At 72.5% G+C, this 13054-nt stretch carries 13 protein-coding genes; 4 read left to right on the top strand and 9 right to left on the bottom strand.

The genetic code is table 11. The features are described from left to right. Nucleotides 1-43: 43 nt before the first annotated feature. The 8 genes from IR170_RS01245 to IR170_RS01280 form a co-directional block, all read right to left on the bottom strand. Nucleotides 44-1333, bottom strand: coding sequence for a cysteine desulfurase (locus IR170_RS01245; protein ID WP_193660908.1), 1290 nt, complete (start codon nt 1331-1333; stop codon nt 44-46). 2 nt (nt 1334-1335) lie between these two features. Continuing rightward, entirely contained in the window at nt 1336-2094 is a 759-nt protein-coding gene (gene sufC / locus IR170_RS01250; RefSeq protein WP_056864351.1) for a Fe-S cluster assembly ATPase SufC, read from the bottom strand. A 63-nt stretch (nt 2095-2157) separates the two neighbouring features. After that, entirely contained in the window at nt 2158-2508 is a 351-nt protein-coding gene (locus tag IR170_RS01255) for a non-heme iron oxygenase ferredoxin subunit (RefSeq protein ID WP_056864350.1), read from the bottom strand. Beyond that, on the bottom strand, nt 2508-3689 hold the full coding sequence (gene sufD / locus IR170_RS01260) for a Fe-S cluster assembly protein SufD (protein WP_193660909.1): 1182 nt from the start codon (nt 3687-3689) through the stop codon (nt 2508-2510). Before sufD ends, IR170_RS01255 begins: the two co-directional genes overlap by 1 nt. A gap of 70 nt (nt 3690-3759) precedes the next feature. Next, nucleotides 3760-5178, bottom strand: a complete 1419-nt coding sequence (gene sufB / locus IR170_RS01265) for a Fe-S cluster assembly protein SufB (protein ID WP_193660910.1) — start codon at nt 5176-5178, stop codon at nt 3760-3762. Beyond that, nucleotides 5175-5948, bottom strand: coding sequence for a helix-turn-helix transcriptional regulator (locus IR170_RS01270; RefSeq protein ID WP_193660911.1), 774 nt, complete (start codon nt 5946-5948; stop codon nt 5175-5177). Before IR170_RS01270 ends, sufB begins: the two co-directional genes overlap by 4 nt. A gap of 48 nt (nt 5949-5996) precedes the next feature. Next, on the bottom strand, nt 5997-6407 hold the full coding sequence (locus IR170_RS01275) for a hypothetical protein (protein ID WP_193660912.1): 411 nt from the start codon (nt 6405-6407) through the stop codon (nt 5997-5999). Between the two features lies 1 nt (nt 6408). Then, entirely contained in the window at nt 6409-6774 is a 366-nt protein-coding gene (locus IR170_RS01280) for a hypothetical protein (RefSeq protein ID WP_193660913.1), read from the bottom strand. 93 nt (nt 6775-6867) lie between these two features. Here IR170_RS01280 and IR170_RS01285 point away from each other — a divergent pair, with 93 nt between their 5' ends. From IR170_RS01285 to IR170_RS01295, 3 genes are read left to right on the top strand one after another with little or no spacing between them, the layout of a single operon-like run. Then, nucleotides 6868-7818, top strand: a complete 951-nt coding sequence (locus tag IR170_RS01285) for an ABC transporter ATP-binding protein (protein WP_251533081.1) — start codon at nt 6868-6870, stop codon at nt 7816-7818. Continuing rightward, nucleotides 7815-8633: an ABC transporter permease gene (locus IR170_RS01290; protein ID WP_193660914.1), complete on the top strand. Its 819-nt coding sequence runs from the start codon at nt 7815-7817 to the stop codon at nt 8631-8633. The genes IR170_RS01285 and IR170_RS01290 overlap by 4 nt, the downstream gene beginning before the upstream one ends. Continuing rightward, the gene (locus IR170_RS01295) at nt 8630-9568 is read left to right on the top strand and encodes a COX15/CtaA family protein (protein ID WP_193660915.1); all 939 of its coding nucleotides are present in this window, start codon (nt 8630-8632) and stop codon (nt 9566-9568) included. Before IR170_RS01290 ends, IR170_RS01295 begins: the two co-directional genes overlap by 4 nt. 205 nt (nt 9569-9773) lie before the next feature. Here IR170_RS01295 and IR170_RS01300 read toward each other — a convergent pair whose 3' ends face one another. After that, a complete protein-coding gene (locus tag IR170_RS01300) occupies nt 9774-10745 on the bottom strand; it encodes a heme o synthase (protein ID WP_193660916.1) in 972 nt (323 codons plus the stop codon). Between the two features lie 194 nt (nt 10746-10939). Here IR170_RS01300 and tkt point away from each other — a divergent pair, with 194 nt between their 5' ends. After that, nucleotides 10940-13045: a transketolase gene (gene tkt / locus IR170_RS01305; RefSeq protein WP_193660917.1), complete on the top strand. Its 2106-nt coding sequence runs from the start codon at nt 10940-10942 to the stop codon at nt 13043-13045. Nucleotides 13046-13054 lie beyond the last annotated feature (9 nt).

A 13054-nucleotide genomic window follows, 5' to 3' on the forward strand; every position in this document is an offset into this window, starting at 1 on the left:
GGTGTGGGGTGATCGGGTCGGGGTCGTGCGGGGTGGTGCGGGCTCAGAGCTTGAAGTAGCTGCGCGTGTAGTGCAGCGCCTCCACGAGCGCGTCGATCTCCGTCGGCGTCGTGTAGAGGTACGACGACATGCGCGTGGAGCTCTGCACACCGAAGCGGGCGTGGGCGGGTCGCGCACAGTGGTGGCCGGCCCGCACGGCGATGCCGCGCACGTCGAGCACCTGCGCGACGTCGTGGGGGTGGACCCCGTCGATCTCGAAGGAGATCGCGCCACCGCGCTCGCGGGCGTCGAGCGGGCCGAGCACCCTCAGACCGGGCACCGTGGCCAGGCCCTCGAGGGCGTAGCCGGTCAGCGCCTGCTCGTGGGCGTGCACCGCGTCGAGGCCCACGGCCGAGAGGTAGTCGACGGCCGCGCCCAGGCCCACGGCCTCGACGATCGGCGGGGTGCCGGCCTCGAACTTGTGCGGGATCCCGGCGTAGGTCGAGGACTCCATGCGCACGGTCTCGATCATCTCGCCACCGCCGAGGAACGGCGGCAGCGCCTCGAGCACCGCGCGGGCACCCCAGAGCACGCCGATCCCGGTGGGCCCGACGACCTTGTGGCCGGTGAAGGCCAGGAAGTCGGGCCGCTCGTCCTCGGGCATGGCCGCGAGGTCGATCGGCAGCTGCGGGGCGGCCTGGGAGGCGTCGACCACGACGAGGGCGCCGACCTCGTGGGCGCGCTTGGTGATCGCCGCGACCGGGTTGACCGTGCCGAGCATGTTCGACACCCAGGTCAGCGAGACGACCTTGGTGCGCTCGGTGATGAGGTCGTCCACGGCCGACAGGTCGAGGTGGCCCTCGTCGGTCAGCCCGAACCAGCGCAGCGTCGCGCCCGTGCGCTGGGTCAGCAGCTGCCACGGCACGATGTTGGAGTGGTGCTCCATCTCGGTGATGACGATCTCGTCGCCCTCGCCCACCTCGAGCGGGCCGCGGGCCCACGCGAGGGTGTTGGCCACCAGGTTGAGCGCCTCGGAGGCGTTCTTGGTGAAGAGCACCTCGTCGCGGCTGGGAGCGCCGATGAAGGCCGCCACCTTGTCGCGGGCCGCCTCGAAGGCCTCCGAGGACTCCGCGCCCAGCTGGTGCATGGCGCGGGCGACGTTGGCGTTGTGCCGCTCGAGGTGGTCGACCATCGCGTCGATCACGCACTGCGGCTTCTGCGAGGTGTTGGCGCTGTCGAGGTAGACCAGCGGCTGGCCGTCGGCCAGGGTCCGCGACAGGATCGGGAAGTCGGCGCGGATCACCTCCAGCTCGGGCAGGAGGCCGTCGAGGCGCGCCGCGGTCTGGCTCGACATGGTCAGACCGCCGCCTTGACGTACTTGTCGTAGCCCTCGGCCTCGAGCTGGTCGGCCAGCTCCGGGCCGCCCTGGTCGGCGACCTTGCCGTCGACGAAGACGTGCACGTAGTCGGGGGTGATGTAGCGCAGGATGCGGGTGTAGTGCGTGATCAGCAGCACGCCCTTGCCCTCCTGCTCACGGAAGCGGTTGACGCCCTCCGAGACGATCTTGAGCGCGTCGATGTCGAGGCCGGAGTCGGTCTCGTCGAGCACGGCGACCTTGGGGGCCAGCAGCTCGAGCTGGGCGATCTCGTGGCGCTTCTTCTCGCCGCCGGAGAAGCCCTCGTTGACCGAGCGGGTGCCGAAGGACGGGTCGAGGTTGAGCCGCTCGAGGGCGCCGTTGACGTCCTTCACCCACGTGCGCAGCTTGGGGGCCTCGCCGTCGATGGCGGTCTTGGCGGTGCGCAGGAAGTTCGACACCGAGACGCCGGGCACCTCCACGGGGTACTGCATGGCCAGGAAGAGTCCGGCGCGGGCGCGCTCGTCGACGCTCATGGCCAGGACGTCCTCACCGTCGAGGGTCACGGTGCCGCCGGTGACGGTGTACTTGGGGTGCCCGGCGATCGAGTAGGCCAGGGTCGACTTGCCCGAGCCGTTGGGGCCCATGATCGCGTGGGTCTCGTTGTCGCCGATGGTCAGCGTGACGCCCTTGAGGATCTCCTTGGGCCCGTCCTCGGTGTCGACCGAGACGTGCAGGTCCTTGATCTCCAGCGTGCTCATGTGTGGTCCTTCTCCTGGTGGGGTGGCTCGGAGGAGCCGGGTCGGAAGTGGTGGGGTGCCGGCTCAGGCCGGCTTGACGCCGTTCAGCGTCGTCGTGACGTCGACGTGCACCTCACCGTCGCGGACCTCCACGGGGAAGGTCGCGACGGGCTCGGTGGCCGGGAAGCCGGTGGGCTTGCCGGTGCGCAGGTCGAAGCGGGAGCCGTGCAGCCAGCACTCGATCTGGCACTGCCCGCCGGCGCCCGGGGCGACCTCGCCCTCGCTCAGCGCGACGGCGGCGTGGGAGCAGAGGTCCTGCAGGGCGAAGACCTCCTCGCCCTCGCGGGCCAGCGCCACGTCGACGCCGTCGACGGTGGCGGCGAAGCCCTCGTCGGTCGGGATCTCGTCGAGCGCGCAGGCGCGGGTGAAGCCCATCAGGACAGCTCCTGCAGGACGTTCTTCGACAGCTCCTCCTCGACGGTGGCGAGGAGCTTCTCCTCCACCGAGGGCACGCCGACCTTGCGGACGAGGTCGTTGAAGAAGCCGTGCACCACCAGGCGGCGCGCCTCCGGCTCGGAGACGCCGCGCGAGCGCAGGTAGAACAGCTGCTCGTCGTCGAAGCGGCCGACGGCCGAGGCGTGGCCGGCGCCCTCGATCTCGCCGGTCTCGATCTCGAGGTTCGGCACGGAGTCGGCCTGGCAGCCGTCGGTGAGCACCAGGTTGCGGTTCTCCTCGTAGGTCTCGATGCCCTCGGCGACCTTGCGGATGAGGACGTTGCCGATCCACACCGCGTGCGCGCCCTCGCCCTGCAGGGCGCCCTTGTAGACCACGTTGCTCTTGGTCTTCGGGGCGTTGTGGTCGGCGAAGAGGCGGTGCTCGAGGTGCTGGCCGGCGTCGGCGAAGTAGAGACCGAGCAGCTCGGCGTCGCCGCCGGGGCCGTCGTACTCGACGTTGGCGTGCAGGCGCACCAGGTCGCCGCCGAAGGAGACCGCGGTGTGGCGCACGGTGGCGTCACGACCGACGCGGATGGCGTCGCGGCCCAGGTGGACCGCGTCGTCGTCCCAGTCCTGGAGCGTCAGCACGTTGACCTGGGCGCCCTCGCCCACGAGCACCGAGGTCGTGGCGGAGTAGCGCGCGGAGCCGGTGTGGGTGAGCACGACCGTGGCCTTGGCGTAGGCGCCGACGCGGATCACCAGGTGGCCCCAGACCAGCTGGTCGGCCGACTCGCCGTGCAGGTCGATCAGCACGGGTCCGTCGGTCTCCAGCTCAGCCGGCACGTCGACGAGCGTGGCCCCGCCGGCGAGCTCGACGGCCAGCGCCGAGGGACGGTCGTTGGGCGCCAGCTCACCGAGCGCGCGCGCCTCGGCGGTGCTGATCGTGCTCACGGTGACGCCGTCGGGCAGCGTGGTGTCCCACGTCAGGCGGTCGTCGGAGGGCGTGCCCTCGAGCACCCCGCGCAGCCGCTTGAGCGGCGTGAAGCGCCAGATCTCCTCGCGCCCGGTGGGCACCGGGTGGTCGGCGAGGTCGTAGGACGCGGGCGGGTTGAGGTGGCTGACCACCTGGTCGGCCTCGAGGGCGGATGCCACGCTCTCGCGGGCAGCATCGGTCACAGTCACGAAAAGTGTCTTCCTGGTGCTGGTGGGTACGTCGGTCGCTGCGGCTGCGCAGGGAGTGGGTGGGGCCGGCTCAGCCGACCGCGCCCTCCATCTGCAGCTCGATGAGGCGGTTGAGCTCGAGGGCGTACTCCATCGGCAGCTCCTTGGCGATCGGCTCGACGAAGCCGCGCACGATCATGGCCATGGCCTCGTCCTGCTCCATGCCGCGGCTCATCAGGTAGAAGAGCTGGTCGTCGGAGACCTTGGAGACGCTGGCCTCGTGGCCCATCGAGACGTCGTCCTCGCGGATGTCGACGTAGGGGTAGGTGTCGGAGCGGCTGACCTGGTCGACCAGCAGCGCGTCGCACAGCACGTTGGACTTCGAGCCGTGGGCGCCCTCGTTGACCTGGATCAGGCCGCGGTAGGAGGTCCGGCCGCCGCCGCGGGCCACCGACTTCGACAGGATCGAGGAGGAGGTGTGCGGGGCGGCGTGCACCATCTTGGCGCCGGCGTCCTGGTGCTGGCCCTCGCCGGCGAAGGCGATCGACAGCGTCTCGCCCTTCGCGTGCTCGCCCATGAGGTAGATGGCGGGGTACTTCATCGTCACCTTGGAGCCGATGTTGCCGTCGACCCACTCCATGGTCGCGCCGGCCTCGCAGGTGGCGCGCTTGGTGACGAGGTTGTAGACGTTGTTCGACCAGTTCTGGATGGTCGTGTAGCGGCAGCGGCCGCCCTTCTTGACGATGATCTCCACGACCGCGGAGTGCAGCGAGTCGGAGGAGTAGATCGGCGCGGTGCAGCCCTCGACGTAGTGCACGTAGGCGTCCTCGTCGACGATGATCAGCGTGCGCTCGAACTGGCCCATGTTCTCGGTGTTGATGCGGAAGTAGGCCTGGAGCGGGATGTCCACGTGGACGCCCTTGGGCACGTAGATGAACGAGCCGCCCGACCACACCGAGGTGTTGAGCGCGGCGAACTTGTTGTCGCCGACCGGGATCACGGTGCCGAAGTACTCCTGGAAGAGCTCCGGGTGCTCCTTGAGCGCGGTGTCGGTGTCGAGGAAGAGCACGCCCTGCTCCTCGAGGTCCTCGCGGATCGAGTGGTAGACGACCTCCGACTCGTACTGCGCGGCCACGCCGGAGACCAGGCGCTGCTTCTCCGCCTCCGGGATGCCGAGCTTGTCGTAGGTGTTCTTGATGTCCTCGGGGAGGTCGTCCCAGGTCGCGGCCTGCTTCTCCGAGGAGCGCACGAAGTACTTGATGTTGTCGAAGTCGATGCCCGACAGGTCCGAGCCCCAGCTCGGCATCGGCTTGCGGCCGAAGAGCTTGAGGCCCTTGAGGCGCAGGTCGAGCATCCACTGCGGCTCGCTCTTCTTGGAGGAGATGTCGCGCACGACCTCCTCGGAGAGGCCGCGCTTGGCGGTGGCGCCGGCGACGTCGGAGTCGGCCCAGCCGAAGTCGTAGCGGCCGATGCCCTCGAGCTCGGGGTTGCGCTCGTCGATGGTCGTCATGAGCTGACCTGCTCCTTCTTGGTTGCGGACTGCTGGCTGGTGGTGCGCGCGAGGCCGGAGGCCTGCTGCTGGTCTGGGTCCTGCGGGTCGTGCTGCTGCGGGAGGTCGGGGATGCAGGTGGTGCAGACCCCGTCGCCGTGGGCGATGGTGGCCAGGCGCTGCACGTGGCGGTCGAGCACGCGGCCGATGGCCGCGGTCTCCGCCTCGCACAGCTGGGGGAACTCGTGGGCCACGTGGCTCACCGGGCAGTGCTGCTGGCACAGCTGCTCCCCCACCGGCACGTCGCGCACGGCGGCGGCGTAGCCCTCCTCCGAGAGCACCCGGGCGAGCACCTGCGCGGGGCTGAGCTCGGGGTGGGCGGCCTCGACGACGCCGAAGCGCTCCTCGATGAAGCCCACCCGGCGCTCGGCGAACTCGCGCACGGCGTCATCGCCCCCGGTCTCGGACAGGAAGCGCAGGGCCTGGACGGCGAGGTCGTCGTACTGCTGGTCGAAGCCCTCGCGGCCCCGCTCGGTCAGCACGAAGGCCCGGGCGGGTCGGCCCCGGCCCCGGGTGGCGGTGCGGGCCTCGCGCGACTCCACCGCGCCCTCCTCGACCAGCTGGTCGAGGTGGCGGCGCACGGCGGCCGGCGTCAGGTCGAGCCGCTCCGCGAGCGCCACGGCGGTGGAGGCGCCGTTGACGAGGATCGACCGCGCGACGCGCTGACGCGTCGTCTGGTCCCCGCCGCGCGGCTGCTCGCCGCTGCGCAGGGAGGTCTCGTCGAATTCCACAACGCCAGTGTGCCGTTAATGCCGGAGGCCGTTCAAGGAAGGCGACCCTTACCTGCCGGGGTGCGCCCCCGGGCGGGTGCGGCGCAGCCACCACAGCCCCACGAACGGCAGCACGAGGGGCAGGAAGCCGTAGCCCTGGCCGAAGTGCGACCAGACCGTCCGGTCGGGGAAGAGGTCGGTGGCGACCAGGCTCAGCGCCCCGACGGCGACGACCCCGGCCGCCTCGACCGAGCAGGCCACCACGGCCACCCGCCACGCACGGGCGCCGCCCACGACCAGGCAGGTCGTGGCCAGCACGTAGAGCACAGCGGCGAGCAGCGAGAGCGAGTACGCCAGCGGCGCGCGGCCCGGCTCGGTGGCCAGCTGCAGCACCGAGCGCCCCGTGGCCGCCACGGCGAAGACGGCGTAGCCCGCGACCAGCACGCGACCGGCGCCGGAGGAGAGCGCGGGGTCGCGCACCTCAGGCCCCCGCCCAGATCGAGACCAGGCGGAGCTGGAGGGCGAGCACCGTGAGCACCGTCACCAGCACCACCGCCCCGCCCACGCGGGTCTTGTCGGCGAGGGCCCAGAAGGCCCCGATCGGCAGCGCGAGCAGGTTGGTGACCAGGTAGGCGACGAAGGTGACGCCCTCGACGTCGCGCTCCGTGCCGGCCAGGGCCACCGACCCGGATACCAGCTGCACCAGCAGGGCCAGCTCCAGGAGCGCGATCAGGCCGAAGAGCAGGTCGCTGTGGCGCACGGCGACGTCGCGCACCACGAGCACGACGGCCAGGACGGCGACGGCGAGGCCGAGGACGACCACCGCACCGAGGACGAAGGGGTTCACGGACGGCAACGGTAGGGCACCGCCGCACGCACCCCGCCGCGGCGAGGCGACCTCGCCTCGTCGCCACGGGGTGCGGCTTCCTAGACTGGGGGCGTGCCCGCCGCCGATCCGCTCGACGCCCCCGCCGTCGAGGTCGACGGCCTGGTGATGCGCTACGGCGACAAGACCGCCGTCGACTCCCTCTCGCTGCGCGTGCCGCGGGGCTCCGTCACCGCCGTGCTCGGCCCCAACGGCGCCGGGAAGACGACCACGCTGGAGACCTGCGAGGGCTACCGGCGGCCGCAGGCCGGCACCGTGCGGGTGCTGGGGCTCGACCCGGTGCGCGACCGACGCGAGCTGCTCCCCCGCATCGGGGTCATGCTCCAGGGCGGCGGCGCGTGGAGCGGGGTGCGGGCCATGGAGATGCTGCGCCACGTCGCGGCGCTGCACGCCCACCCGCTCGACCCCGCGCTCCTCTCGGAGCGTCTCGGCCTCGGTGAGTGCGGGCGCACCCCCTACCGCCGCCTCTCGGGCGGTCAGCAGCAGCGTCTCGGCCTCGCGCTGGCCCTGGTCGGGCGGCCCGAGCTGGTCTTCGTCGACGAGCCGACGGCCGGCATGGACCCCGCCGTGCGTCGCTCCGTGTGGGACCTGCTGGAGGAGCTGCGCGGCGACGGCGTGACCGTCGTCCTCACCACCCACTACATGGAGGAGGCCGAGCGGCTCGCCGACCTCGTCCACATCATCGACCACGGCCGCCTCGTCGTCTCCGGCTCCCCGCTGGAGCTCACGCGGGGCGGCGCGGTCTCGACGATCCGGCTCGTGGTGACCCGCCCCTTCCCCCCGGGGGCCCCCGAGTCGCTCACCGCCGCCCTCGGTCCGGGCACCGAGGTGCGGCTGCTCGACTCCCTCAGCCTCCAGGTCACCGGGCCGGCCGACGCCTCCACGCTGGCCCGGGTGTCACGCTGGTGCGAGGACAACGCGGTGCTGCCGGAGTCGCTGACCCTCGGCACCCGCACGCTCGAGGACGTCTTCCTCGACCTCACCGGACGGGAGCTGACGCCATGAGCGCCACCCAGCGGGCCGTGCCCGCCGCCACGGGCACCTTCGTGCCCCGGCCGGGCGCCGCTCCCCTGGGCCGGCAGGTGCTCGCCCAGGCGCGCATGGAGGCCCGGCTCACGCTGCGCAACGGCGAGCAGCTGCTGCTGGCCGTCGTCATCCCGGTCATCGTGCTCATCGGCGGCGTCCTGGCCGCCGACCGCGTCGGGCTGGACCTCGAGGCCACGCCCGTCGACGTGTTCACCCCCGGGGTGCTGGCGCTGGCCGTCATGTCGACCGCCTTCACCTCGCTGGCCATCGCCACCGGCTTCGAGCGGCGCTACGGCGTGATCAAGCGGCTCGGCACCTCGCCCCTGCCGCGCTCGGGCCTGCTGGCCGGCAAGGTGCTCGCCCTGCTCCTCGTCGAGGTGCTCCAGGTCGCGGTGATCGCTGCGGTCGCCCTGGCCCTCGGCTGGCGCCCCGTGCCCGGCGCCGACGGCTCCGCGCTCGGCGCCGTCACCGGCAGCGTGCTCGCCGTGGTGCTCGGCACCGCGGCCTTCGCCTCCCTCGGCCTCTTCGTGGCCGGGGTGCTGCGGGCGGAGGCGACCCTGGCCGCCGCCAACCTCGTCTACCTGCTCCTCATGGCCGGCGGCGCCGTCGTCCTGCCCGCCTCGGCGTACGGCGGGTTCGGCGAGGTCGTCGGCTGGCTGCCCTCCGGGGCCCTCGGCGGCGCCATGCGCGACGCCCTCATCGACGGCCAGGTCGCCTGGCCGGCCCTCCTGGTGCTCGCGGCGTGGACCGTCGTCGGCACCGTCGCGACCGCAAGGACGTTCACGTGGGAATGACCGAGTCCTCCGCCCGCCCCTCCGGCCTGGGGCGCTACGTGCGACCCCTGGGCTGGGCCTCGCTGGTGGCCAACGCCGTGCTGGTGGTCACCGGCGCGGCCGTGCGGCTGACGGCCTCGGGGCTGGGCTGCCCCACCTGGCCCGAGTGCTTCGAGGGGTCCTACACCCCCCACGGCGAGCTGACGCTGCACGCCGCGATCGAGTTCGGCAACCGGCTGCTGACCTTCGTGCTCGCCGCGATCGCCGTGGCGACCTTCGTGGCCGCCGTGCAGAGCGGCGACCGCCGGCTGCGCAACCTCGCACTGCTCATGGGCCTGGGCATCCCGCTGCAGGCCGTGATCGGCGGCGTCACCGTGCTGACCGGGCTCAACCCGTGGGTCGTCTCGCTGCACCTGCTGCTCTCGCTGGCCATCGTGTGCCTCTCGGTCCGGTTCCTGCAGGTCGTCGACGGGGTCGGCCCCGCCGTCCGCGGGCCCGTGGTCGCGCTGGCCTGGGCGACCTTCGCCGCGGCCTGGGCCGTGCTCTACGTCGGCACGGTCGTCACCGGGTCCGGGCCCCACGCCGGCGACCTCGACGCGAAGCGCAACGGCCTCGACCCCGAGTCGGTCAGCCAGCTCCACGCCGACAGCGTCTTCCTGCTCCTCGGCCTCACCATCGGCCTGCTCTTCGCCGTCCACGCCACCGGCGCGCCCCGACGCACCCGCCGTGCGGTGGCGCTGCTGCTCGTGATCGAGCTGGCGCAGGGGCTCATCGGCTTCGTGCAGTACTTCACCGACCTGCCCGTCGTGCTCGTGGCCTTCCACGTGCTCGGCTCGGCCCTCATCGCGGCCTCCGTCACCTGGGCCCTGCTGACCGTGCGGCACCCGCACCCCGTGGCCCTCGGCGCCGACCTCGGCTCCGACGACCTGCGCGAGCCGGTCGGCTCCGGCCGCTGATCCTCGCGCACGACGGCCCGTCCGCCCGCCGCGGCCGTGGCGGTCGACCTCGTCCCGCGACGGGACGTGGCGTGGTGCGCGCGACCGGGTGCTGGCCGGCGACGTCCGGCACGCGACGACGACCTGCGCAGTCGGCCCGCGGTGGCCTCGCAGCGGTCGACGCCTCCCGAGGGGGCCGCACCGGCGGGCCCCGGTCGGGGAGGCCTCAGAAGCTGAGCAGCGGGTCGAGCGCGACGGCCACGAAGAGCAGCGAGAGGTAGAGGTTCGAGGAGTGGAACAGCCGCATCGGCTGGATCACGCTCAGGTCCTCGGTGCCGCGCGTGCGTCCCCACATGCGGTGGGCCTCGAGCAGGAAGACCGCGCCGAGCACGGCGGCCGCGGCCGGGTAGAACGGGCCCGTGCCGGCCACGGGCCACAGCAGCAGCGAGGTGGCGACCATGACCCAGCTGTAGAGCACGATCTGGCGGCCGACCTCACGGGCCGGCTTGACCACCGGCAGCATCGGGACGTCGACGTGGGCGTAGTCCTCGCGGTAGCGCAGGGCCAGCGCCCAGGTGTGGGGCGGGGTCCAGAAGAAGACGACCATGAAGAGCACGACCGGCGTCCACGACAGCGACCCGGTCACCGCGGTCCAGCCGATGAGGGTCGGGAAGCACCCCGCGATGCCGCCCCAGACGATGTTCTGGGTCGTGCGCCGCTTGAGCAGCATGGTGTAGCCGAAGACGTAGAACGCGATGGCGGTCACCGACAGCAGCGCCGAGAGCGCGTTGACCCCGAGGTAGAGGATCACGGTCGACAGCACGCCGAGCACGGTGCCGAACACCAGCGCCGAGCGCGGGGTCACGATGTGACGGGGCAGCGCGCGGCGGCGGGTGCGGCGCATCTGCTCGTCGATGTCGCGGTCGTAGACACAGTTGAAGACCGAGGCCGAGCCCGCCGAGAAGGTGCCGCCCAGGACGGTCCAGACGACCAGTCCCAGCTCCGGCACGCCGCGGGCGGCGTAGAACATCACCGGCACGGTGGTCAGCAGCAGCAGCTCGATCACCCGGGGCTTGGTGAGACCGACGTACGCCGCCACCACGTCCCGCCAGGTCGCGCGGCCGTCGGGGGCCGCGCCGCCGGCGGGGTCTGCGCCCTGCTGCCCTGCGGCAGAGGCCGACTGGCCGACATGCGTCACGGAGGTCCTCGGGGTGGGTGGGGGCGCTCGGGGCGGAGGGCCGACGGGCCACGGTCCACCAGCGCTGGTGCCGGTAGGAGTCTACCGCCGGGGGTGAGTAGGCTCGGAATCGCCTGCGCGACCTCGCTGTTGAGGCACGTGTCGACCCGCTCCTCGCGGTGTCGGCGCCCCCGAATCCCGCCGGAAGGACCCTTGTGAGCACTACCCCCGCCCTCGACTGGACCGAGCTGGACGCGAAGGCGGTCGACACCGCGCGCGTGCTGGCGATGGACTCCGTGCAGAAGGTCGGCAACGGCCACCCCGGCACCGCCATGAGCCTGGCGCCGGTGGCCTACCTGCTCTTCCAGAAGGTCATGCGCCACGACCCGGCCGACCCCGAGTGGATCGCCCGCGACCGCTTCGTGCTCTCCTGCGGCCACTCCTCCATCACGCTCTACACCCAGCTCTTCCTCGGCGGCTTCGGCCTCGAGATCGAGGACCTCAAGGCCCTGCGCACCTGGGGTTCCAAGACCCCCGGCCACCCCGAGCTCGGCCACACCGCCGGCGTCGAGGTCACCACCGGGCCCCTGGGCCAGGGTGTCGCCAACGCCGTCGGCATGGCCATGTCGGCCCGCCGCGTGCACGGTCTGCTCGACGCCGACGCCGCCCCCGGCGAGGGCCTCTTCGACCACCACGTCTACGCGCTGTGCAGCGACGGCGACCTCCAGGAGGGCGTGAGCGGCGAGGCCTCCTCGATCGCCGGCACCCAGGAGCTCGGCAACCTCACGGTCATCTACGACCGCAACCGGATCTCGATCGAGGGCGACACCGACATCGCCTTCACCGAGGACGTCGCGAAGCGCTACGAGGCCTACGGCTGGCACGTGCAGAACGTCGACTGGACCCACGGCGGCGCGGAGTACGCCGAGGACGTGCCGGCCCTGCACGACGCGGTCGTCGCGGCCCGCGAGGTGACCGACAAGCCCTCGCTCATCGTGCTCGACACGATCATCGCCTGGCCGGCCCCGTCGGCCCAGGGCACCGAGAAGGCCCACGGCAGCGCCCTGGGCGACGAGGAGGTCGCGGCCACCAAGAAGGTGCTCGGCTGGGACCCCGAGCAGCGCTTCGAGGTGCCCGCCGACGTGCTCGAGCACACCCGTGGCCTGCGTCAGCGCGGCGCCGCGTGGGGCGAGGAGTGGGACGAGCGCTACCGCGCCTGGGCCGAGGCCCACCCCGAGCGCGCGACCCTGCTGCACCGCCTGAAGTCGCGCAGCCTGCCCGAGGGCCTCGCCGACGCGCTGCCGGTCTTCCCCGCCGACGCCAAGGGCGTCGCCACCCGCTCGGCCTCCGGCAAGGTCATCAACGCCGTCGCGGCGCGCATGCCCGAGCTGTGGGGCGGCTCGGCCGACCTGGCCGGCTCCAACAACACCACCATCGAGGACGCGCCGTCCTTCCTGCCCGTGAGCCGCGACACCGAGGACTGGAAGGCCGACCCCCACCAGGGCCGCGTGCTCCACTTCGGCATCCGCGAGCACGGCATGGGCGCGATCATGAACGGCATCGCCGCCGACAAGCTGACCCGCGTCTTCGGCGGCACGTTCCTCACCTTCTCCGACTACATGCGCGGAGCGGTGCGCGTGGCGGCGCTGAGCAAGCTGCCCGTCACCTACGTGTGGACCCACGACTCCATCGGTCTCGGTGAGGACGGCCCCACCCACCAGCCGATCGAGCACCTGGCCGCGCTGCGGGCCATGCCGGGCCTCGACGTCATCCGACCGGCCGACGCCAACGAGACCGCGGCGGCGTGGCTGCACATCCTCGGGCGCACCGACACCCCCGCCGCGCTGGCCCTGACCCGGCAGAACGTGCCGGTCTTCCCCCGCGACGAGGACGGCTACGCCGGCGCCGAGGGCGTGACGCGCGGCGCCTACGTCCTGCTCGAGGCCGAGGGCGGCGTGCCCGACGTCGTGCTGATCGGCACCGGCTCGGAGGTCCAGGTCGCGGTCGCCGCGCGCGAGCTCCTCGCCGCCGACGGCATCAAGGCCCGCGTCGTCTCCATGCCCTGCGTGGAGTGGTTCGAGGAGCAGGACGAGGCCTACCGCGAGAGCGTTATCCCCACGACGGTCAAGGCCCGCGTCTCCGTCGAGGCCGGCGTCAAGCAGGGCTGGCGCGAGTACGTCGGCGACCACGGCCGCATCGTCTCCATCGACCAGTACGGCGCCTCGGCCGACTACCAGCGCATCTACGACGAGTACGGCATCACCGGCGAGGCCGTGGCCAACGCCGCGCGCGACAGCTTCCGCACCGTCACGGGCTCCTGAGCGCGCGAG

The sequence above is a fragment of the Nocardioides kribbensis genome (assembly GCF_015070375.1).
In the GTDB taxonomy this organism is placed as follows: domain Bacteria; phylum Actinomycetota; class Actinomycetes; order Propionibacteriales; family Nocardioidaceae; genus Nocardioides; species Nocardioides kribbensis.